General features: G+C 62.1%; 18 protein-coding genes and 1 pseudogene. 9 read left to right on the top strand and 10 right to left on the bottom strand.

Annotated features, from left to right (window positions below; all coding sequences use genetic code 11):
• Positions 1 to 2 precede the first annotated feature (2 nt).
• From B348_RS0125625 to B348_RS0125590, 8 genes are read left to right on the top strand one after another with little or no spacing between them, the layout of a single operon-like run.
• Positions 3 to 1,250 (top strand): NAD(P)/FAD-dependent oxidoreductase, encoded by a 1,248-nt coding sequence (locus B348_RS0125625; protein WP_026137067.1) that lies wholly within the window; start codon positions 3 to 5, stop codon positions 1,248 to 1,250.
• A complete protein-coding gene (locus B348_RS0125620) occupies positions 1,247 to 1,981 on the top strand; it encodes a class I SAM-dependent methyltransferase (RefSeq protein ID WP_017738884.1) in 735 nt (244 codons plus the stop codon). The genes B348_RS0125625 and B348_RS0125620 overlap by 4 nt, the downstream gene beginning before the upstream one ends.
• A complete protein-coding gene (locus tag B348_RS0125615; protein WP_017738883.1) occupies positions 1,978 to 2,460 on the top strand; it encodes a hypothetical protein in 483 nt (160 codons plus the stop codon). Before B348_RS0125620 ends, B348_RS0125615 begins: the two co-directional genes overlap by 4 nt.
• Positions 2,457 to 3,623, top strand: a complete 1,167-nt coding sequence (locus B348_RS0125610; protein ID WP_017738882.1) for a beta-ketoacyl-[acyl-carrier-protein] synthase family protein — start codon at positions 2,457 to 2,459, stop codon at positions 3,621 to 3,623. The genes B348_RS0125615 and B348_RS0125610 overlap by 4 nt, the downstream gene beginning before the upstream one ends.
• Positions 3,620 to 4,081: a hotdog family protein gene (locus B348_RS0125605; protein WP_017738881.1), complete on the top strand. Its 462-nt coding sequence runs from the start codon at positions 3,620 to 3,622 to the stop codon at positions 4,079 to 4,081. Before B348_RS0125610 ends, B348_RS0125605 begins: the two co-directional genes overlap by 4 nt.
• Complete coding sequence (fabG, locus tag B348_RS0125600) at positions 4,078 to 4,806, top strand: 3-oxoacyl-ACP reductase FabG (protein ID WP_017738880.1); 729 nt, start codon at positions 4,078 to 4,080, stop codon at positions 4,804 to 4,806. Before B348_RS0125605 ends, fabG begins: the two co-directional genes overlap by 4 nt.
• A complete protein-coding gene (locus tag B348_RS0125595) occupies positions 4,806 to 6,032 on the top strand; it encodes a beta-ketoacyl-ACP synthase (protein WP_017738879.1) in 1,227 nt (408 codons plus the stop codon). Before fabG ends, B348_RS0125595 begins: the two co-directional genes overlap by 1 nt.
• Positions 6,033 to 6,058: 26 nt before the next feature.
• Complete coding sequence (locus B348_RS0125590) at positions 6,059 to 6,502, top strand: hypothetical protein (RefSeq protein ID WP_017738878.1); 444 nt, start codon at positions 6,059 to 6,061, stop codon at positions 6,500 to 6,502.
• A gap of 207 nt (positions 6,503 to 6,709) precedes the next feature.
• On the opposite strand, the gene B348_RS0125585 is transcribed toward B348_RS0125590, so the two are convergent.
• Complete coding sequence (locus B348_RS0125585) at positions 6,710 to 7,603, bottom strand: LysR family transcriptional regulator (protein WP_017738877.1); 894 nt, start codon at positions 7,601 to 7,603, stop codon at positions 6,710 to 6,712.
• A gap of 172 nt (positions 7,604 to 7,775) precedes the next feature.
• On the opposite strand from B348_RS0125585, the gene B348_RS0125580 reads away from it, so the two are divergent.
• Positions 7,776 to 9,002: an MFS transporter gene (locus B348_RS0125580; protein WP_371105916.1), complete on the top strand. Its 1,227-nt coding sequence runs from the start codon at positions 7,776 to 7,778 to the stop codon at positions 9,000 to 9,002.
• A gap of 25 nt (positions 9,003 to 9,027) precedes the next feature.
• Here the strand turns inward: B348_RS0125580 and B348_RS0125575 are convergent, their stop codons facing one another.
• The 9 genes and pseudogenes from B348_RS0125575 to B348_RS0125535 all read right to left on the bottom strand — a co-directional run.
• Positions 9,028 to 10,299 carry a type II toxin-antitoxin system HipA family toxin gene (locus tag B348_RS0125575; RefSeq protein WP_017738875.1) on the bottom strand — a complete coding sequence of 424 codons (1,272 nt, stop codon included), beginning with the start codon at positions 10,297 to 10,299 and terminating at the stop codon, positions 9,028 to 9,030.
• Positions 10,292 to 10,543, bottom strand: coding sequence for a helix-turn-helix transcriptional regulator (locus B348_RS0125570; RefSeq protein WP_026137065.1), 252 nt, complete (start codon positions 10,541 to 10,543; stop codon positions 10,292 to 10,294). The genes B348_RS0125575 and B348_RS0125570 overlap by 8 nt, the downstream gene beginning before the upstream one ends.
• Positions 10,544 to 10,678: 135 nt before the next feature.
• Positions 10,679 to 11,746: a uroporphyrinogen decarboxylase gene (gene hemE, locus B348_RS0125565; protein WP_017738873.1), complete on the bottom strand. Its 1,068-nt coding sequence runs from the start codon at positions 11,744 to 11,746 to the stop codon at positions 10,679 to 10,681.
• 230 nt (positions 11,747 to 11,976) lie between these two features.
• A complete protein-coding gene (locus B348_RS0125560; protein WP_016979195.1) occupies positions 11,977 to 13,395 on the bottom strand; it encodes an FAD-dependent oxidoreductase in 1,419 nt (472 codons plus the stop codon).
• Positions 13,396 to 13,427: 32 nt separating this feature from the next.
• Complete coding sequence (gltB, locus tag B348_RS0125555) at positions 13,428 to 17,873, bottom strand: glutamate synthase large subunit (RefSeq protein WP_026137064.1); 4,446 nt, start codon at positions 17,871 to 17,873, stop codon at positions 13,428 to 13,430.
• Between the two features lie 353 nt (positions 17,874 to 18,226).
• The gene (locus tag B348_RS0125550; protein WP_017738870.1) at positions 18,227 to 19,795 is read right to left on the bottom strand and encodes an SPOR domain-containing protein; all 1,569 of its coding nucleotides are present in this window, start codon (positions 19,793 to 19,795) and stop codon (positions 18,227 to 18,229) included.
• Between the two features lie 10 nt (positions 19,796 to 19,805).
• Positions 19,806 to 20,906 carry a 3-dehydroquinate synthase gene (aroB, locus tag B348_RS0125545; protein ID WP_017738869.1) on the bottom strand — a complete coding sequence of 367 codons (1,101 nt, stop codon included), beginning with the start codon at positions 20,904 to 20,906 and terminating at the stop codon, positions 19,806 to 19,808.
• A gap of 125 nt (positions 20,907 to 21,031) precedes the next feature.
• Positions 21,032 to 21,550, bottom strand: coding sequence for a shikimate kinase AroK (gene aroK / locus B348_RS0125540; protein ID WP_016979191.1), 519 nt, complete (start codon positions 21,548 to 21,550; stop codon positions 21,032 to 21,034).
• A gap of 4 nt (positions 21,551 to 21,554) precedes the next feature.
• Positions 21,555 to 22,796: pseudogene (locus B348_RS0125535) on the bottom strand (type IV pilus secretin PilQ); the annotation flags it as partial.
• Between the last annotated feature and the right edge of the window lie 45 nt (positions 22,797 to 22,841).

Below are 22,841 nucleotides of genomic sequence, written 5' to 3'. Positions count from 1 at the left end.
TCGTGCCCATAGTTGAAATGGAACGTCGCCAGGTGGTGGTGATCGGTGCCGGTCCGTCCGGGGCCATCGCCGCCGCGCTGTTAAAGCGCAAAGGGCATGATGTATTGATCATCGAGCGCCAGCATTTCCCACGGTTCTCCATCGGCGAAAGCCTGCTGTCCCACTGCATCGACTTCATCGAAGAAGCCGGCATGCTCGACGCTGTAGAAGCGGCCGGTTTCCAGGTGAAAACCGGCGCCGCGTTCGCCTGGGGCGAGCGCTACAGCGCGTTTGATTTCAGCGATACCTTCAGCAACGGCAAGCCGACCACCTTCCAGGTGCAGCGCGGCGAGTTCGACAAGCTGCTGGCCGATCAGGCGGCGCTGCAAGGCGTGGACATCCGCTACGGCGAAACCATCGTCGGCGTCGATTTCAAAGGCGAAACCCACTACTTGCACGTGCGCCGCGAGAACGGCAGCGAGTACCACCTCAAGGCCAAGTTCGTACTCGACGCCAGCGGCTACGGCCGCGTGCTGCCGCGCCTGCTGGACCTGGAAGCGCCGTCGGATTTCCCGGTGCGCCAGGCCGTGTTCACCCATATCGAAGACCGTATCGAACACCCCGGTTTCGACCGCAGCAAGATCCTCATCACCACCCATCCGACCCAGCGTGACATCTGGTTCTGGAGCATCCCGTTCAGCAACGGCCGCTGCTCGGTGGGCGTGGTCGCGGCCAAGGAGCATTTCGACGGCCGCGACGGCGACCTCGATGCCTGCCTGCGCGGGTTTATCGACGAAACCCCAAGCCTGTCCAACGTGCTGCAAAACGCCGTATGGGACACGCCGGCGCGCACCATCGGCGGCTACTCGGCCAACGTCAAGACCTTGCACGGCCCGGGCTTTGCGCTGCTGGGCAATGCGGCGGAATTCCTCGACCCGGTGTTCTCGTCCGGCGTGACCATCGCCATGCGTTCGGCAAGCATGGCCGCCGGCCTTTTGCACCGCCAACTGACGGGCGAAACCGTGGACTGGCAAACCGAATTCGCCGCGCCCTTGAAGCGCGGCGTAGACACCTTCCGCTGCTACGTCGAAGGCTGGTACGCCGGCACGTTCCAGGATGTGATCTACCACCCGGACAGCTCGCCGGAGATTCGCCGGATGATCTGCTCGATCCTCGCCGGCTACGCGTGGGATGAGCGCAACCCGTTTGTCAGCGAGCCCAAGCGGCGCCTGCGGATGTTGTCGGAAATCTGTGCGAGTGAGCCGGTATGAGCAGTCAGTACCTGAGTAAAAACTACGTCGAAGAAACCAAATTCGGCTTCTGGTTCCTGCGCAGCCACACCTGGCAGCACCATGTGCTGCGCGTGGCGATCAACGACCTGCGCAGCCTGTTCACCGACCCGCTGCCACAGGCGCCGGTGCTGCTGGATGCCGGTTGCGGCCAGGGCAAGTCATTCCAATACCTGCGGCAGGTGTTCGCCCCCGCACGCCTGATCGGCCTCGACGCCGACCCCCACAGCCTGACACTGAGCCAGGCTGAAGCGGCGCGCCAGGGCATGGCCGTGGAGCTGATCGGCAGCGATTGCGCCACGCTCGATGTGCCGGATGAAAGCGTCGATATCCTGTTCTGCCACCAGACCTTTCACCACCTGGTCGAACAGCATCGCGCGCTGAAAGAGTTCTACCGCGTGCTCAAGCCGGGCGGGTACCTGCTGTTTGCCGAGTCCACCGAAGCCTATATCGACACCTGGGTGATCCGCTGGCTGTTCCGCCACCCGATGCATGTGCAGAAAAGCGCCGAGGAATACCTGGAGATGATCCGCGAACAGGGCTTTGAATTCGGCCCGCAGAACATCTCGTACCCGTACCTGTGGTGGAGCCGTTCCAGCGATTTCGGCCTGCTGGAACGCTGGGGCCTGCGCAAGGCACCGCCAGTGGGGCAGCGCGAAGAAACCCTGGTCAACTGCGTGGCGCGCAAGCCCCTGGCGAGCGCGGCCACATGATGCGTGCGTGGCTGATCGGCTGCCTGTTGCTGCTGAGCGCCTGCGCCAGCCAGCCGCCGTTGCCGGAGAAACCCCCGAGCCTGGCCCTGCCCCTGCAATTGCACGTGCAGCGCTTGGCTGATGGCCAAAGCCAGGACTGGCTGCTGGTGATCCAGCGCGAAGGCGGCGGCATTCGCTGGTCGATGATGGACCCGCTGGGCATTCCCCAGGCCCGGCAAAAACTGATCGATGGGCAATGGCAGGCCGACGGCTTGCTGCCGCCCAATCCTCAGGCGCGCGAGCTGTTTGCCGCGCTGTTGTTTGCGCTGACCTCGGCGAATGACTTGCGCGCGCTGTATCCGACGGCGCAAGCGATGGACCTGACGCGCACCCTGCCGGGTCATTGGAAGATCGTGTATCAGTCTTCCGAGGTGTTCAGCGTGAACATCAGCGGCCAGCCCCTCAGCTACCGCATCACGCCGCTGGGAGCCGGGCAATGACGGCCTACCTCAACGCCCTCGGCGTGATCTGCGCCCTCGGCCGTGGCCAGGCCGAGGTCAGCCGCAGCCTGTTTGCCGGCGACTGCTCGGGTATGGTCGCCGAAAGCGGCTGGGTGCCGGAGCGTGTATTGCCGGTTGGCGCGGTACATGGCGAGCTGGCGACTATCCCCGCCGAACTCGGCCAGCAGAGCAGCCGCAACAACCAGCTGCTGCTGGAAGCGGCGTTGCAGATCGAGGGCGAGATTCGCCAGGCGATCCGCACCTACGGCGCGTCGCGGGTCGGCGTTGTGCTGGGTACCAGCACTTCGGGCATCGATGAGGCCAGCCGTGGCATCGCCCATTTCCTGCGGGAAAACCAGTTCCCCGGCGACTACGACTACCAGCAGCAGGAACTCAGCGCCCCGGCGAATTTCCTCGCCGACTGGCTGCAACTGAGCGGCCCGGCCTATGTGATTTCCACCGCCTGCACCTCCAGCGCCCGCGCACTGATGAGCGCCCAGCGTCTGCTGGATTTGGGCGTGTGCGATGCGGTGATCTGCGGTGGCGTGGACAGTTTGTGCAAGCTCACGCTCAACGGTTTCAGCTCGCTGGAAGCGGTGTCGAACGAGCGCTGCAACCCGTTCTCGGTGAACCGCAACGGCATCAATATCGGCGAAGCGGCGGTGCTGTTTGTGATGAGCAAGGAGCCGGCGCCCATCGCCCTGCTGGGCAGCGGCGCCAGTTGTGATGCGCACCATATCTCCGCGCCCGAGCCCAGCGGCAAAGGCGCGTTGCAGTCGATGCGCAAGGCGTTGGCCAGCGCGAAATTGCAGCCCGGGCAGATCGGTTACCTGAACCTGCACGGCACCGCCACCCAGCACAACGACGCCATGGAAAGCCTGGCCGTCGCCAACCTGTTCCCCCACGGCGTGGCCTGCTCATCGACCAAGCCCATGAGCGGTCACACCCTCGGTGCGGCGGGCGCGCTGGAAGCGGCGTTCTGCTGGCTGAGCCTGCGCCACGGCCAACTGCCGCCGCACGTCTGGGACGGCGTGCCCGACCCGGCGCTGCCAGCCTTGCACTGGGCACGGCTGGGCGACACCCTGGAAAAACGCTGCCTGATGAGCAACTCGTTTGCCTTCGGCGGCAACAACGTCAGCCTGATTATCGGAGAGGCCCCATGACCCCTTGGCCACTCGCCGAACTGCTGCCCCATGCCGGCGACATGATCCTGATCGACCAGGTGCTGTCGTACGATGAAGAGCAGATTCGCACCCGCGTCACCGTCACCCCCGGCGGCCTGTTCAACCGCGCCGACGGCAGCCTGCCTGCGTGGGTCGGCATTGAGTTGATGGCGCAAAGTGTCGCCGCCTATGCCGGTTGCCGGGCGCGCCACAAAGGCGAAGCCGTGGAACTGGGCTTCCTGTTGGGCACACGTAAATTCGAGTGCAACGTGGAGCACTTCCCGGCCGGCGCCGAGTTGACCATCCACGGCCTGCGCTCCCTGGAAGACGACAACGGCATGGGTGTGTTCGAATGCCACCTCACCGGCGAGGGCATCCAGGCCAGTGCGCGCTTGAACGTATTCCGACCGCCCCAGGCGGCCACCTATTTAGATGAATCGAAGGACGTAACGCCATGACTGAATCCGTACTGGTCACCGGCTCCAGCCGTGGCATCGGCCGCGCCATCGCCCTGCGCCTGGCCCAGGCCGGGCATGACCTCGTGCTGCACTGCCGCAGCGGGCGTGCCGAAGCCGACGCGGTGCAGGTCGAGATCGAGGCCCTGGGCCGCAAGGCGCGGGTGTTGCAATTCGATGTGGCGGACCGGGCTGCATGCAAGGCAATCCTTGAAGCCGATGTGGAGCAGCACGGCGCCTACTACGGCGTGGTGCTCAACGCCGGCCTGACCCGCGACGGCGCGTTCCCGGCGTTGTCGGAAGACGATTGGGACGTGGTGATGCGCACCAACCTCGACGGTTTCTACAACGTGCTGCACCCGGTGATGATGCCGATGATTCGGCGGCGCGCCGCCGGGCGTATCGTGTGCATTACGTCAGTGTCGGGGTTGATCGGCAACCGTGGCCAGGTCAACTACAGTGCGTCCAAAGCCGGTTTGATCGGCGCGGCCAAAGCGTTGGCGATTGAACTGGGCAAGCGCAAGATCACCGTCAACTGCGTCGCACCGGGCTTGATCGACACGGCGATGCTGGATGAAAACGTACCGGTGGAAGAACTGATGAAGATGATCCCGGCGCAACGCATGGGCACCCCGGAAGAGGTGGCCGGCGCGGTGAATTTCCTGATGTCGGCCGAAGCCGGCTACATCACCCGCCAGGTCCTGGCCGTGAATGGAGGCCTGTGCTGATGAAGCGTGTCGTCGTCACCGGCATGGCCGGCATGACCTCCCTGGGCAGCGATTGGGCCACCATCTCGGCCAACTTCCGCGCCAACCGCAGCGGTATCCGGCGCATGGACGAGTGGGACCGCTTCACCGAATTGAATACGCGCCTGGCCGGGCCGATTGACGATTTTGTCGTGCCAGCCCACTGGACCCGCAAGCAACTGCGCAGCATGGGCCGCGTCTCGCGCCTGGCGGTGTGGGCGGCGGAGCAGGCGTTGCAGGACGCCGGCTTGCTCGGTGACGAGTCGATCAAGGACGGGCGCATGGGCGTGGCCTGTGGCTCGTCCACCGGCAGCACCGACGAGATCAAGGCATTCGGCAATATGCTGCTGAACTCGGTGGCCGAGGGGCTGAATGCCAACTCCTATGTGCGCATGATGCCGCACACCACGGCGGCGAATATCAGCATTTTCTTTGGCCTGACCGGGCGGTTGATCCCTACGTCCAGCGCCTGCACCAGCGGCAGCCAGGGCATCGGCTATGCCTATGAGGCGATCAAGTTCGGCCGCCTGCCGCTGATGCTCGCCGGCGGCGCCGAAGAGCTGTGCCCCACCGAAGCCATGGTGTTCGATGCGCTCTACGCCACCAGCCTGAAAAACGACGCGCCGCAGACCAGCCCACGGCCCTACGACAGCGGCCGCGATGGCCTGGTGATCGGCGAAGGCGGCGGCATGCTCGTCCTCGAAGAGCTGGAACATGCGCTGGCGCGCGGGGCGCATATCCACGCGGAACTGGTCGGCTTCGGCAGCAACGCCGACGGCCAGCACACCACGCGCCCGGAACAGAAAACCATGCGCCGTGCGATGGAGCTGGCGCTGGAAGACGCCGGCCTGGAGCCGTCCGCCATCGGCTACGTCAACGGCCATGGCACCGCCACCGATCAAGGCGACGTCGCCGAGACCCTGGCCACCCACGCCCTGTTCGGCAGCCGCATGCCCATCAGTTCGCAGAAGAGTTTCCTCGGCCACACCCTGGGCGCGTGCGGCGCGCTGGAGTCGTGGTTCAGCATCGAGATGATGAACAGCAACCACTATGTGCACACCTTCAACCTGGACGCCGTCGACCCGCAATGCGGCGAGCTGGATTACCTGCAGGGTGAGTTCCGCGAGATGCACCACGACTACGTGATGAACAACAACTTTGCCTTTGGCGGCGTCAACACGTCGCTGATCTTCCGCCGCTGGTCCTGACTTTTTAATCGATTGGAGAATACGGAATGTCTTCCTTGCTACGCGCGACCCTGATCACCCTGGCCCTGCTGACCACCGCCGGCTGCACCAACAAGCCTGTGCTCAACACCCAGCACGAACTGCCGGCCGACATCCAGATCAGCGAAGAAAAAATGAAGACGGTGATCGTCACCGCCCTGCAAAAACGCGAGTGGACCGTGCAGCGCCTGAGCCCGCAACTGGTGCAGGCCGAGATCACCATCCGCAACCAGTATTACGCCGCCATCGACATCCGCTACACCCGCAACAGCTACGCCATCACCTACCGTGACAGCCGCGACCTGGGTTACAAGGACGGCAAGATCCACCGCAACTACAACCGTTGGGTGAACAACCTCGACCGCGACATCATGGCCGGGTTGCGCAGCAATGGCGCAAACGAGGCCGGCTCGGCGGCGCAGTTGTTTGAGCAGACGGGCACGACCAAGTAACACTGAGACGTTGGCTTCTCCAGAAACGACAAAGGGCGCCTTTCGGGAACGTCGAGCAATTCGATCTGGCAAACACTGAAGATCAACTGTGGGAGCTGGCTTGCCTGCGATGGCGGTGGATCAGCAACATCGATGTTGCCTGACACTCAGCTATCGCAGGCAAGCCAGCTCCCACCTCGATCTGCTTCGTTTTGAAGTGCGTATTTCTTACTGAACAGCCTTACGCGTCAACAACTCCACAAACCCCTCTGCCATCGGGGTCTGCACGCCCTTGCGCTGCACCAGCCACACCGCCGTCACCGCTTCCTCATCCAGCAACGTGCGATAGACCACGCCATCAATGCGGATGCGCTGGTAAGACGCCGGCAACACCGACACGCCCAACCCCGCCGCCACCAGGCCGATGATGGTCATCGCCTCTCCCGCTTCCTGGGCGAAGTGCGGGCTGAAACCGGCGTCACGCGCCAGGTTGATCAGCTGCGCATAGAGCCCGCTGCCGTAGCTGCGCGGGAAAAACACGAACGGTTCCTCGGCCAGCTGCGCCAGGTACAACCCACGCTCGCTGCCGTCCACCAGCGGGTGGTCGGCGTTCAGCACGGCCACCAGCGGTTCGCGCATCAGCTCGACCACACTCAGCGAATCCGGCAGCGGCAGCGGGCGCATCAGGCCGACCTGGATCGACTCGTCCACCAGCGACTCGGCCACCTGTGTACTGCTCATCTCCTGCAGGTTGAGGTGCACCGCCGGGAACGCCTGGCGGAACGCAAAGATCGCCTGGGGAATGCTCGCGTTGAACGGCGCCGACGAGGTGAAGCCGATCTTCAACTCTCCCAGCTCACCCAACTGCGCACGTCGCGCCACGTCCGCCGCCTTGTCCACCTGGGCCAGCACCAACCGCGCCTCATGCAGGAACAGGCGCCCCGCTTCGCTCAGCTCGACCCGACGATTGGTACGCTCGAACAAACGCGCACCCACCTGCTGCTCCAGCGCCTGGATCTGCTGGCTCAGCGGCGGTTGCGAGATGCCCAGCACCTGCGCGGCGCGGCCGAAATGCAGTTCTTCGGCGACGGCGATGAAGTACCGCAGATGTCGTAATTCCATACCACCCTCATTAGGTCGTAAAAGTTCTTAAACAGGTCGAACAATATATTGGAAAGAATCATTAGCCAGCTATATTCTTTTTTGCATGGCCGGTCCTGGCACGCTTTCCCTCCCCGAGGTCCCCGTGAATTCTGCTGTCGCTCCACTCGCTCAAGAAGTCCCGCCCACTGCCCTGGATGAGGTGGTGGCGCAGCTCAATGACGCCTACATCGAAAAAGGCACGCCGATGTTCATGCGCACGGTGCTGGCGCTGTTCTCCGGCGGTTTTGCCACCTTTGCCCTGCTGTATTGCGTGCAGCCGATGATGCCGGCGCTGTCCCACGAGTTTTCCATCAATGCGGCGCAGAGCAGCCTGATCTTGTCGGTCGCTACCGCCATGCTCGCCTGTGGCCTGCTGATCACCGGGCCGATTTCCGACCGCTTGGGCCGCAAGCCGGTCATGGTGTCAGCCCTGTTCTGCGCCGCGCTGGCGACCATCGCCAGTGGCTTGATGCCGACGTGGGAAGGGATTCTGCTGATGCGCGCATTGGTGGGCTTGTCATTGAGCGGCCTGGCCGCCGTCGCGATGACCTACCTGAGCGAAGAAATCCACCCGCAACACATCGGCCTGGCCATGGGCTTGTACATCGGTGGCAACGCGATTGGCGGCATGAGCGGGCGCTTGATCATGGGCGTGCTGATCGACTTCGTCAGTTGGCACACCGCCACATTGATCATCGGCGCCCTGGCGCTGATCGCCGCCACCGTGTTCTGGAAAATCCTCCCCGAATCGCGCAACTTCCGCGCCAGCAGCCTCAAGCCGCGCAGTCTGCTGGATGGGTTTGTCATGCACTTCAAGGACGCCGGCTTGCCGTGGCTGTTCCTCGAAGCCTTCCTGCTGATGGGCGCGTTCGTGACGATGTTCAACTACATCGGCTATCGCCTGCTGGGCGATCCGTATGACCTCAGCCAGGCCGTGGTCGGCCTGTTGTCATTGGTGTACCTCTCGGGCATCTACAGCTCGGCGAAAATCGGCTCCCTGGCCGACCGCCTCGGCCGCCGCCGCGTGCTGTGGGCCACCATCGTGCTGATGCTCGCCGGTATCGTGCTGACCCTGTTCACCCCGCTGTGGCTGGTGGTGCCGGGCATGCTGATCTTCACCTTCGGCTTCTTCGGCGCGCACTCGGTGGCCAGCAGCTGGATCGGCCGCCGCGCGGTGAAGGCCAAGGGGCAGGCGTCGTCGTTGTATCTGTTCTGCTATTACGCAGGGTCGAGCGTGGCGGGAACGGCAGGCGGGTTCTTCTGGCATTACGCCGAGTGGAACGGGATTGGTGGGTTTATCGTGGCGTTGTTGGTGAGTGCGTTGCTGGTAGCGTTGAAGTTGGCGAAGTTGCCGCCGTTGGGGCAAACAGCGACATAACTTATGTGTTAGAAAAAAAACCGCTTCACAGCGGTTTTTTCGCAACAGGCTTGCGCTTCATTCCAGTGCTGACCGAGTCATGGAGCGCCATCGCACGTCCCCCATCCCACTCGGCCTGCATCACCAAAAACAACTCGTCGTCGATGCGAGCTTGATGCGCAATGAGTGCCTCGGACATCGCCTCAGCGATTCGCTCGATGATCATCCCAGGCTTCTCCACCGCACAGTACTTACGACCAAATTCCATCAGTTGCTGGCGATCTGGATAAGCCTTCACCTTGTTCATCTTGATTGCCAGGGTGCGGTCAACCAATGAACGGCCAGACTTGGGGTTGTAGTTCTCATACACAGTGGTAGTCGTGACATCGAATACAGGCGCTAACTGCACCGTCTCACGGGCGCCTGGATGGGTGTAGATCACACCAAAATTTTTCAGGTGTGCGTCGCCGTTACGCACCATGACCGACAAGCAAACCGATGAGAAAAACCGCTCAAGCTCACGGAGCGGGTCACCTTGCGCACAGACATGATTGATCACCGCCGCGAGGGTTTCGTAGCTCTGGGAATACTTGTAGTTGTCATGGGGATCTTTGTTAAGCCCCAACAACACGGCCATGTCCTCAAAACCAAGCCGCCCCGAGGGAGTAAGGTCAAAGCGCTCCATGACAAACAGATCACCCCCTTCGGACAACCAGAAAGGCGGTGTCTCCATGCCCGCCATGCGAGCAGCTTCCATGCAAAGGAACTCGTTTTGTGCCAAGTGAGCGTACTCATCGGCGCCAGATTTCACGATCAAGTCAGAACTGAGCATGGTTTTGCGGTTACCGGCCAGCTTGTCCAGGTCAGGCACCAGCACCTTGGGCTGCACGCCGGATATACCCGACTCGAAATAGGTCTCCACCAGAAACTCGAAGACGCCCTGGGAGCTATCGGCTGACAGTATTTGCTGGAGCCCCACCTGAGCCGTTACAGGAACTGATACCTCGGCAGGATTCTGGTACGTCAGCTGACCAATCTGGTTCCCACCGATCACCGACAACAGGCGCATCTCATCCACCTGCATGTGCTTGGCCATGCGTCGCTTGATCTGATCGGCCAGAAAACCTTCTGGTACGTTCATATCGAAAATTGGATGCAATACATTGCTGACTGAAGGTGTCGGGTCATAGGGCATGACCAGCGATGCCTCTCGCTCGGCATCAGCGGACGAATAGGAAAACGCGAACTGCGAGCCTTTGGACAATTCGCCAGAGTGCCCCTGAGGAGTGAGGACGTTGAGCAATTTGACTCTACTCATCGTGCTCCACCAGATCAGCCAGGGATTTGAGGTCAATGCGTTTATCGACAACTTCCAATGCCATTCCCAGGGCAGAAATCACCCTGAACACCGTATACATCGCGACATTTTCACCGGCTTCAAGATCCATGATGGTCTTGCGGTTGCACTTGGCCCGATCCGCCAGTTGCGCTTGGCTATAGCCTTTGGCACGGCGCAGCTGTCGTATCCTGTCGCCCAAATCAGGCGGATTAGTCAGCAACATGATGTCACCCAAAACGGACTTTTAAGATGAACAATGCATCTTATGTCCGCAATAACGGACATTACAAGCACCTTACGTCCGCTGACCTCAAACAAAAACGCCCGGCATAAACCGGGCGTTTTTATTGGGCAGCGATTACTCGTGATACTGCGCCGACAACTCATGCACCGCCCGCAAGAACGCGCCCGCATGCTCCGGGTTCACTTCCGGCGTGATGCCATGCCCGAGGTTGAACACATGCCCACTGCCCTTGCCGTAGCTGGCCAGGATGCGGCCGACTTCGGTGCGGATCGCTTCCGGCTTGGCGTACAGCACGGTCGGGTCCATGTTGCCTTGCAGCGCGACGCGGTTGCCCACGCGCTGGCGGGCTTCGCCGAGGTCGCAGGTCCAGTCCAGGCCGAGGGCGTCGGCGCCGGCGTCGGCGATGCTTTCCAGCCACAGGCCGCCGCCCTTGGTGAACATGATCACCGGCACTTTGCGGCCTTCGTGTTCGCGGATCAGGCCGCTGACGATCTTGCGCATGTAGGCCAGGGAGAACTCCTGGTACGCCGCCGACGACAGGTTGCCGCCCCAGGTGTCGAAGATCTGCACGGCTTGCGCGCCGGCCATGATCTGCGCGTTGAGGTAGGAAGTGACCGACTGCGCCAGCTTGTCCAGCAGCAGGTGCATGGCTTGCGGGTTGTCGTAGAGCATGGCCTTGGTCTTGCGGAAGTCTTTCGACGAGCCGCCTTCGACCATGTAGGTGGCCAGGGTCCACGGGCTGCCGGAGAAGCCGATCAGCGGCACGCGGCCATTGAGCTCGCGGCGGATGGTGCTGACGGCGTCCATCACGTAACCGAGGTCTTTGTGCGGATCAGGGATCGGCAGGGCTTCGATATCGGCCAGGGTGCTGACGACTTTCTTGAAACGCGGGCCTTCGCCGGTTTCGAAGTACAGGCCTTGGCCCATGGCGTCAGGAATGGTGAGGATGTCGGAGAAGAGGATGGCCGCGTCCAGTTCTGGGTAGCGGTCCAGCGGCTGCAGGGTGACTTCGCAGGCGAACTCCGGGTTCATGCACAGGCTCATGAAGTCACCGGCGTTGGCGCGGCTGGCGCGGTATTCCGGCAGGTAGCGACCGGCCTGGCGCATCATCCACACAGGGGTGACGTCCACGGGTTGCTTGAGCAGGGCACGAAGGAAACGGTCGTTCTTGAGGGCAGTCATGTCGGCATCCGCAAAAAAAGTGCGGGCATTTTCTCAGAGCCGGACGCAAAAGGCACGGAGTGCGCCGTGCCTTTTGTCTATCGGGTTGATTTACGACAATAACTTGAACCTGCACAAAACAAATGTGGGAGCTGGCTTGCCTGCGATTGCGGTGGTTCAGTCGATACATCCGGTGACTGTTACATCGCTATCGCAGGCAAGCCAGCTCCCACAGTTGACCGTGTTTCAAATCAGACTTGCAGGTAATCCAGGATGCCTTCGGCGGCATTGCGACCTTCGAAGATCGCGGTTACCACCAGGTCGGAACCGCGCACCATGTCGCCACCGGCGAAGATCTTCGGGTTGCTGGTCTGGTGCTTGTACTGGCCTTGTTCCGGGGCTACCACGCGGCCCTGGCTGTCGGTCTGGATCTGGAACTGTTCGAACCACGGCGCCGGGCTTGGGCGGAAACCGAAGGCGATAACCACGGCGTCGGCCGGGATGATTTCTTCGGAACCCGGGATCGGCTCAGGGCTGCGACGGCCACGGGCGTCCGGTTCGCCGAGACGGGTCTCGACCACCTTCACGCCTTCGACACGGTCTTCACCGACGATGGCAATCGGCTGGCGGTTGTAGAGGAATTTCACGCCTTCTTCCTTGGCGTTCTTCACCTCTTTGCGCGAGCCGGGCATGTTGGCTTCGTCACGACGATAAGCGCAGGTCACCGACTTGGCGCCCTGGCGGATCGACGTCCGGTTGCAGTCCATCGCGGTGTCGCCACCGCCGAGCACCACGACCTTCTTGCCTTTCATGTCGACGAAATCTTCCGGCGACTTTTCAAAGCCCAGGTTGCGGTTGACGTTGGCGATCAGGAAGTCCAGCGCGTCGTAAACGCCCGGCAAATCCTCACCGGCAAAGCCGCCCTTCATGTAGGTGTAGGTGCCCATGCCCATGAATACGGCATCGTATTCTTCGAGCAGTTGCTCCATGGTGATGTCTTTGCCGATTTCGGTATTGAGACGGAACTCGATACCCATGCCGGTGAACACTTCACGGCGGTGGCTCAGCACGGTTTTTTCCAGCTTGAACTCGGGGATACCGAAGGTCAGCAAGCCGCCGATTTCCGGGTTCTTGTCGAACACCACCGGGGTCACGCCGCCACGCACCAAGACGTCGGCGCAGCCCAGGCCGGCAGGGCCGGCGCCGATGATGGCGACGCGCTTGCCGGTCGGCTTGACCTTGGACATGTCCGGGCGCCAGCCCATGGCGAACGCGGTGTCGGTGATGTACTTCTCCACCGAGCCGATGGTCACCGCGCCAAAGCCGTCGTTAAGGGTGCAGGCACCCTCACATAGACGGTCCTGCGGGCACACCCGGCCGCAGACTTCCGGCAGGGTGTTGGTCTGGTGCGACAGCTCGGCGGCGGCGAGGATGTTGCCCTCGGCCACCAACTTGAGCCAGTTGGGAATGAAGTTGTGCACCGGGCACTTCCATTCGCAATACGGGTTACCGCAACCCAGGCAACGGTGGGCCTGGTCGGCCGAGTGCTGGGGTTTGAAGGGTTCGTAGATTTCCACGAACTCTTTCTTGCGTTGACGCAACAGTTTCTTCTTCGGATCTTTGCGCCCGACATCGATGAACTGGAAGTCGTTATTCAGACGTTCAGCCATGTTAAAACCTCATCAAACTCTTCAGGCGCATATCACTGCGGGTTGGCACGGATGCTGGAAAGCAACGATTTCAGGTTGGCAGCCTTGGGCTTGACCAGCCAGAAACGACGCAGGTAATCATCGAGGTTTTCGGCGAGGTTACGACCCCATTCGCTGCCGGTCTCCTCGACGTACTCGTCCAGCACGTGCTGCAAGTGGTTCCGGTAGGATTCCATGGCTTCGCCGCTGATCCGCTGGATCTCGACCAACTCGTGGTTGACCTTGTCGACAAAGGTGTTGTCCTGGTCGAGCACGTAGGCGAAACCGCCGGTCATGCCCGAACCGAAGTTGTAACCGGTCTTGCCCAGTACCGCGACAAAGCCCCCGGTCATGTACTCGCAGCAGTGATCGCCAGTGCCTTCCACCACGGTGTGGGCACCGGAGTTACGCACAGCGAAACGCTCACCGGCAGTACCGGCGGCAAACAGCTTGCCACCGGTGGCGCCGTACAAGCAGGTGTTACCGATGATGGCACTGTCCTGGGTCTTGTAGACGCTGCCTTTGGGCGGAACGATCACCAGCTTGCCGCCGGTCATGCCCTTGCCCACGTAGTCGTTGGCGTCGCCTTCCAGGTACATGTGCAGGCCACCGGCGTTCCACACGCCAAAGCTCTGGCCCGCAGTGCCCTTGAAGCGGAACGTGATCGGCGCTTTCGCCATGCCCTGGTTGCCGTGCTTGCGCGCGATTTCGCCGGAGATGCGTGCGCCGATGGAACGGTCGCAGTTGCAGATATCCAGTTCGAACTCACCACCGCTGGCGTCATTGATCGACGATCCGGCGATTTCCACCATCTTCTCGGCCAGCAGGCCTTTGTCGAACGGCGGGTTGCGCTCGACGCCGCAGAACTGCGGTTTGTCAGCCGGAATGTGATCGCTGCCCAACAGCGGCGTCAGGTCCAGGTGGTGCTGCTTGGCGGTCTGGCCCTGGAGGATTTCCAGCAGATCGGTGCGGCCGATCAGCTCTTCCAGCGAGCGCACGCCCAGCTTGGCCAGCCACTCACGGGTCTCTTCGGCGACGTAGGTGAAGAAATTCACCACCATGTCGACGGTGCCGATGTAGTGATCCTTGCGCAGCTTCTCGTTCTGCGTCGCTACGCCGGTGGCGCAGTTGTTCAGGTGGCAGATGCGCAGGTATTTGCAGCCCAGGGCGATCATTGGCGCGGTGCCGAAGCCGAAACTTTCGGCGCCGAGGATCGCGGCCTTGATCACGTCGAGGCCGGTTTTCAGGCCGCCGTCGGTCTGCACGCGGACCTTGCCGCGCAGGTCGTTGCCGCGCAGGGTCTGGTGGGTCTCGGCGAGGCCCAGCTCCCATGGCGCGCCAGCGTACTTGATGGAGGTCAGCGGCGAAGCGCCGGTGCCGCCGTCGTAGCCGGAGATGGTGATCAGGTCGGCATAGGCCTTGGCCACGCCGGCGGCGATGGTGCCCACGCCGGCTTCTGCCACCAGTTTCACCGAGACCAGGGCCTTCGGGTTGACTTGTTTCAAGTCGAAAATCAGCTGCGACAAGTCTTCAATCGAGTAGATGTCGTGGTGCGGCGGCGGCGAAATCAGGGTCACGCCCGGCACGGCATAACGCAGCTTGGCGATCAGGCCGTTGACCTTGCCGCCTGGCAGTTGCCCACCTTCACCGGGCTTGGCGCCCTGGGCTACCTTGATCTGCAGCACTTCGGCGTTGACCAGGTATTCCGGGGTCACGCCAAAACGGCCCGTCGCGACCTGCTTGATTTTCGAGCTCTTGATCGTGCCGTAGCGCGCCGGGTCTTCGCCGCCTTCGCCGGAGTTGGAACGCGCACCCAGGCGGTTCATGGCTTCGGCCAGGGCTTCGTGGGCCTCAGGCGACAAGGCGCCCAGGGAAATACCGGCGGAGTCGAAGCGCTTGAGGATCGATTCCAGCGGCTCGACTTCGCTGATGTCCATCGGCGTGTCCAGGGTCTTCACCTTGAACAGGTCGCGGATCATCGACACCGGGCGGTTATCCACCAGCGAGGTGTATTCCTTGAACTTGGCGTAGTCGCCCTGCTGCACGGCGGCTTGCAGGGTGTTGACCACGTCCGGGTTGTACGCGTGGTATTCGCCACCGTGCACGAACTTGAGCAGACCGCCTTGCTGGATCGGCTTGCGCGCGCTCCAGGCCTCCAAGGCCAGGGCTTTCTGCTCGGCTTCGATGTCGACGAAACGCGCGCCCTTGATACGGCTTGGCACGCCACGGAAGCTCAGGTCGCAGACTTCTTCGGACAGGCCGATGGCTTCGAACAATTGCGCACCGCGATAGGACGTGACGGTGGAGATGCCCATCTTCGACAGGATCTTCAGCAGGCCCTTGGTGATGCCTTTGCGGTAGTTCTTGAACACCTCGTAGAGGTCGCCCAGCACTTCACCGGTACGGATCAGGTCGCCGAGTACTTCGTACGCGAGGAACGGATACACCGCCGAGGCGCCGAAGCCGATCAGCACCGCAAAGTGGTGCGGGTCGCGGGCGGTGGCGGTTTCGACAAGGATGTTGGAGTCGCAGCGCAGGCCTTTTTCGGTCAGGCGGTGGTGCACCGCGCCGGTAGCCAGGGAGGCGTGGATCGGCAGCTTGCCCGGGGCGATGTGACGGTCGGTCAGCACGATCTGCGTACGACCGGCGCGCACGGCTTCTTCGGCCTGGTCGGCGACATTGCGCACAGCGGCTTCAAGGCCGAGGCTCTCGTCGTAGTTCAGGTCGATGATCTGGCGGTCGAAGCCTGGGCGGTCCAGGGTCATCAACGAACGCCACTTGGCCGGGGAAATCACTGGCGAGCTGAGGATCACGCGGGAGGCGTGCTCAGGCGACTCCTGGAAGATGTTGCGCTCGGCACCGAGGCACACTTCCAGCGACATCACGATGGCTTCGCGCAGCGGGTCGATCGGCGGGTTGGTCACCTGGGCGAACTGCTGGCGGAAGTAGTCGTACGGCGTGCGCACGCGCTGGGACAGCACGGCCATCGGCGTGTCATCGCCCATGGAGCCGACGGCCTCGTAGCCTTGCTCGCCGAGCGGGCGCAGCACCTGGTCGCGCTCTTCGAACGTGACCTGGTACATCTTCATGTATTGCTTGAGCTGGTCGACGTCATAGAACGCCGAACCGTGGTCGTTGTCTTCCATGGTCGCCTGGATGCGCAGGGCGTTCTTGCGCAGCCATTGCTTGTACGGGTGACGGGACTTCAGGCGGTTGTCGATCGCATCGGTGTCGAGGATCTGACCGGTTTCGGTGTCCACGGCAAGGATCTGCCCAGGGCCGACGCGGCCTTTGGCAATCACGTCTTCGGGCTGGTAGTTCCACACGCCGATTTCCGACGCGAGGGTGATGAAACCGTTGGTGGTGGTCACCCAACGCGCCGGGCGCAGGCCGTTGCGGTCGAGCAGGCACACGGCGTAGCGACCGTCGGTCATTACGACGCCGGCCGGGCCGTCCCACGGCTCCATGTGCATCGAGTTGTACTCGTAGAACGCACGCAGGTCCGGGTCCATGGTTTCGACGTTCTGCCACGCAGGCGGAATGATCATGCGCACGCCACGGAACAGGTCGATGCCGCCGGTGACCATCAGTTCGAGCATGTTGTCCATGCTGGAGGAGTCAGAGCCGACGCGGTTGACCAGCGGGCCGAGCTCTTCCAGGTCCATCAGATCGTTGGCGAACTTGGTGCGACGGGCCACGGCCCAGTTGCGGTTGCCGGTGATGGTATTGATCTCGCCGTTGTGGGCGAGGAAGCGGAATGGCTGGGCCAGCGGCCATTTCGGCAGGGTGTTGGTGGAAAAGCGCTGGTGGAACACGCAGATTGCGGTTTGCAGGCGCTCATCGCTCAGGTCTGGATAGAAGGCGGTGAGGTCCGCCGGCATCATCAGGCCTTTGTAAATGATGGTCTTGTGGGAAAAGCTGCAGATGTAGTGCTCGGTGTCGGCGGCGTTGGACACCGACGAGCGACGACGCGAGGTGAACAGCTTGATCGCCATGTCCTGGTCGCTCAGGCCATCGCCGGCGATGAACACTTGTTCGATCTGCGGCAGGCGCTCAAGCGCGAGGCGACCGAGGACGCTGGTGTCGATCGGCACTTTGCGCCAGCCGACGAGTTGCAGGCCGGCGGCGGCGATTTCGCGGTTCATGTTTTCGCGAGCGGCTTGGGCTTTGACCGGGTCCTGGTTGAAGAACACCATGCCCACGGCGTACTGCTTGGGCAGGTCGACAGCAAATTGCTCTTTAGCGACAGCGCGCAGGAACAGGTCGGGCTTTTGAATCAGCAAGCCACAACCGTCACCGGTCTTGCCGTCGGCGTTGATCCCACCGCGGTGGGTCATGCAGGTCAGGGCCTCGATGGCCGTTTGCAGAAGGGTGTGGCTGGGCTCGCCCTGCATGTGGGCTATCAGGCCGAAACCACAGTTATCCTTGAATTCATCGGGTTGGTACAGACCTGCTTTCATAGACACTTTCTCACCAGGCTGCCTCTTATATCGAGGCAAATTTCTTTTCAATTCAACCGGTTACCTTCCACGCCGAACGTACGCCGGCTTAGCGGGGGCAAAAGGGAGGTCATTGTACACACCGACACAGACGCTCACAAATTTAGCGACGAAATGTCGAAAATCTATGTCGCATTTATGAAAGGTTTAAAGCGATATGCTGTGCTAGTCAAAACTTTTTTAATTCTGACCGCTACGACTCAAAAGCCACTGTGACGCAGACACCACAAAGCGCGCGGCCTGTAAGGGCAGCACGCACTTGCGGATATTTTTTGAGGTGCCGGGAGGGCGGCCTGGGTAAGGCCGCCGGATCTTCAGCGAGTTGTTGCGAGTTCTTGTTGAACGCTGGCAACAGTGCGAGGCCAAGGTTTACCAGCCTGAACCTTCGCTGGCAAGGCTTTGATCGCAGAATCAGCGGCTGCACGGCTGGAGAAGTTGCCGTAGGTGATCACGTAGAGAGGCTTGCCGTTGAGCACTTTCTTGAAATAACGGTACTCGCCGCCCTGCTCTTTCACGAACGCCTGGGCGTTGGCTTCGGAGCTGGTGCCGAGGATCTGCACGACGAAGTTGCTGGCAGGCTGGCTGCCATACCAACCGCTGCCCGCAGCGCCCGCTTTAGCGACGGTGACAGGCTTTTCAGCCGGCTTGGCGGCCGGAGCCGGGGTTGGCTTGGCAGCAGGCGCAGGCGCCGCGACAACCGGCTTGGTCACTGGCGCCGGCTTGGCGGCGGCGACGCTCGGTGCCGGCGTCGGCTTGGCCACGGCTGCTGGCTGGCCTGCTGGCACGCCCGCAGGTGGCGCAGTGGTGGTAACGGTTGGCGGTGTGGCGCTGGAACCTTCCACCGGCACGCCGTCGTCGCCTTCGGAGATGCCACCGGCTTCTTCGGCGAGCGGGCCGCGCATTACTGGCTGACCGACCATCGGCAGGTTGGTCGGCTGGCCGGAGTTGGCGAACTCAACGTTTGGAGTAGGCTTGCCCAGTGGCAACTGCGCCTGTTCGGTTGGCGCGCCGGCAGTGGTCGGCGCCTTGCTGCGGCCCGGGATCAACCAGGCGGCGGCAACAGCCACCACGACTACCGCGGAAATAGCCAATACGTGCTTCTTAGGCATAGTGAACCCCATCTTTGGACGCTTGACCGCAGAGCGGCTGGCAATCATGGCTTCGATCATCGCATCGCGGGCAACCTGGTTGATGGTGCCAGGCCAGCCGTCGGAGCTTTCGTGAATATCAGAGATCTGATTTGCCGTGAAAAGTTCGATACCGGCGCCGGCGCCTTCGAGGCGTTGGGCCAGGTATTCGCGGGTTTCTTCTTCTTCGTACGGCTGCAATTCGATCACGTGGAACAGCTCTTGATCGCCGCTGATCTGCTCCAGGTCGGCGATCAACGACGACTCACCAAACAGGAACACGTGCGGGCGACCTTCCGGCGTACCGGCGGCCAGCGCCAGCAGCGCTTCAAGGGCGGATTCGTCGAGCTGCTCGGCGTCATCCACCAGCAGATAGACTTCCTGGCCGGTCAGGCCCAGTTGCACCACTTGCTTGAGGATCGCGTTCGGCTCGGCCGTGGACACGTCCAGCGCCTGGGCCACCTGGCGCAACACGCCAGCCGCATCACCGGCGCCGCGCGCGGAGACCACCACGCTCTGTACCGATTGCTTGTTGGTGCTCGCCACCAGCGCCTGGCGCAGCAAGGTCTTGCCGCTGCCCAACGGGCCGGTCACCACCAGCAGCAACTGGCTGTAGCGCGCCAGGTGGTGCAGTTGCCCCAGCACTGGCTTGCGCTGGGCCGGGAAGAATTTGAAACCAGGCACCCGTGGAGCAAAAGGGTCGTGGCTTAACTGGTAATGGCCGAGGAACGCCTCGTCGGCATGCAAACTAGTCATCGGGATCTGGTTAACCTTTCAGCTGAGCCAGGGCGCGGTAATCCGCTCCCAGCGTGGCTTGTAAAATCTCTTTTGGATAATCGTCGGTTACCACGGCTTCGCCCATGTGGCGCAGCAGCACCAGTCGCAGTCGACCGTCGATCACTTTCTTGTCTATCGCCATATGTTCGAGGAAGTCCGCCTCGGTCATCTCTTCAGGCGGGATGACCGGCAAACCGGCGCGCTGGAACAGGCGGATACCACGATCACGCTCCTGGGCGCTGATCCAGCCCAGGCGTTGCGACATCTCCAATGCCATCACTGTGCCAGCCGCTACGGCCTCTCCATGCAACCACACACCATAGCCCATGTGCGTTTCGATCGCATGGCCGAAGGTGTGGCCGAGGTTCAAGGTGGCGCGCACGCCGGACTCCCGTTCGTCGGCATTCACCACCAGCGCCTTGGCGGCGCAGGAGCGAGAGATCGCTTCGGTCAGGGCGACCTGGTCGAGGTTGCGCAAGGCGTCGACGTGTTCTTCCAGCCAGGCCAGGAACGGCTCGTCGCAGATCAGCCCGTACTTGATGACTTCCGCCAGGCCCGCCGACAGCTCGCGGGGCGGCAAGGTATTGAGGGTGGCGGTGTCGATCAGCACAGCCTGCGGCTGGTAGAACGCGCCGACCATGTTCTTGCCCAGCGGGTGGTTGATACCGGTCTTGCCACCCACCGACGAATCGACCTGGGACAGCAAGGTGGTCGGCACCTGGATAAAGTCCACGCCACGCTGGTAGCAGGCCGCCGCAAAGCCGGCCATGTCGCCGATCACACCGCCGCCCAGGGCGATCACGGTGGTGCGGCGGTCATGGCGCGCAGTCAGCAGGCCATCAAAGATCAGTTGCAGGGTTTCCCAGTTCTTGTGGGCTTCGCCGTCTGGCAGGATCACCGAGATCACCGAATACGCCGCAAGGCTGCGGCTCAGGCGCTCTAGGTACAGCGGCGCGACCGTTTCGTTGGAGATGATCGCCACTTGCCGCCCGGCAATGTGCGGGGCGAGCAACTCGGGCTGGTCCAGCAGACCTTCGCCAATATGGATCGGGTAGCTGCGCTCGCCTAGATCGACCTTAAGTGTCTGCATGTGTCCCCGCGTTAGAGATGGTATGACGACCGGCAACGTCGAGATGGGGCGTTGCCTGATGGCTCTACGCCACACCTCAAAGGGTAATGGCGCGCCGCCGAGAATAGCGCATTTCGGGCCTGGCTTTAACGGGGTGGCAGCCGTTGCAGGCGCTCGAGAATGTCGAGGACCACCATCCGCGGCGGCCGCTCATCGGTTTCCACCACCAGATCGGCGATTTCCCGATACAGCGGGTCGCGCAGCGTGAGCAGGTCCCGCAAGGTTTTTTCCGGGTTGGCCGTGCGCAGCAGCGGGCGATTGCGATCGCGGGCGGTGCGGCCCACCTGCTGCTCGACCGAGGCATGCAGATAGACCACCCGACCACCGGCATGCAGCGCCCGACGGTTTTCTTCGCGCATGACTGCGCCGCCGCCGGTGGCCAATACCACGCCGTCGAGGCCGCACAGCTCGGCGATCATCGCCTGCTCGCGGTCACGAAAGCCCAGCTCGCCTTCCTTATCGAAGATCCATGGGATATTGGCACCCGTGCGCAATTCAATTTCCTTGTCGGAATCTTTGAATGGCAGGCGCAGCTCTTTGGCCAGCAAACGGCCGATGGTGCTTTTTCCAGCCCCCATCGGTCCTACAAGAATCAAATTTCGCACAGAATCAACGACTCACAGCAATCGCCTGGTTATTCATAATACGCGGAGTCAGGAATACCAGCAGCTCGGATTTTTTCTCCGCCAGCACATCGCGCCGGAAAAGGCGGCCAAGATACGGCACATCGCCCAAAAATGGCACTTTATCTACCACTTTGCTCTGGGTATTGGAGAAAACCCCGCCGATGACAATGGTCTCACCATCCTTGACCAGCACCTTGGCGTTGACTTCGTTCTTCTTGATCGGCGGCACATCGTTGAGTTTGTTCAGGTAGTCGGGCTCGTCCTTGGTGACCTTGACCTCCATGATCACGTGGCCGTCGGGGGTGATTTGCGGGGTGACTTCCAGGGACAGCGAGGCCTCCTTGAACGACACCGAGGTGGCGCCGCTGGAGCTGGATTCCTGATAGGGAATCTCGGTGCCCTTGAGGATGCGCGCGGTTTCCTTGTCGGACGTGACCACCTTGGGCTGTGAGACGATTTCACCGTTACCGGTTTTCTCCATGGCGGTCAGTTCCAGGTCCAGCAGCAGGTTGTCAGTGATATAAGCGACGCCCAGGCCCGACGTGCCGGTAATCGCCCCCAAATCGACAAACGGCGAGCTGGGCGGATTTTCCGGCGGTTCTGCGCCCTCCGGCAGCGGTTTGGGGATGCCGCCAGCGCTCCAGTTGCCACGATTGAGCCGCCCACCCCAGCGCGCACCGAGGCTTTTGTCGTAATCCACATTGGCCTCGACAATCCGCGCCTCGATCATCACCTGGCGCACCGGAATATCCAGTTGCGTCACGATGCGCCGCAGCTCCTCCAGCCGCTCGCCGGTCTGGTAGGCAATGATGTTGTTGGTGCGGTCATCCACCGCCACCGAGCCGCGCTCATCGGTACTGCCCTCCAGCCCCGTCACCGATTGGAATAGCTTGGCCAGGTCCGCCGCCTTGGCGTAATTGACCTGCAACAGCTCCCGACGCAGCGGCGCCAGCTCGTCCATCTGCCGGCGGGATTCCAGCGTGAGCAGTTCGCGGGCGGCCAATTCCTCGGCCGGCGCCACCAGCAATACGCCGGCCTTGATCCGCTTATCCAGGCCCTTGGCTTGCAGCACCAGGTCTAGCGCCTGGTCCCAGGGCACATCCTTGAGTCGCAGGGTGATCGAACCTTGCACATCGTCGCTGGCCACCAGGTTGAGGCCCGCCACGTCGGCGATTTGCTGCAACACGGCGCGCACTTCGATGTTCTGGAAATTGAGGTTGAGTCTGTCCCCCGCCAACGCCTGCGGCGGCGGCAGTTGGATCAGGTCTAC

The sequence above is a fragment of the Pseudomonas sp. CBZ-4 genome (assembly GCF_000346755.1).
Classification (GTDB): domain Bacteria; phylum Pseudomonadota; class Gammaproteobacteria; order Pseudomonadales; family Pseudomonadaceae; genus Aquipseudomonas.
Note: the sequence above shows the minus strand (reverse complement) of the source record. Positions and strands in the feature narration are given on the sequence as shown.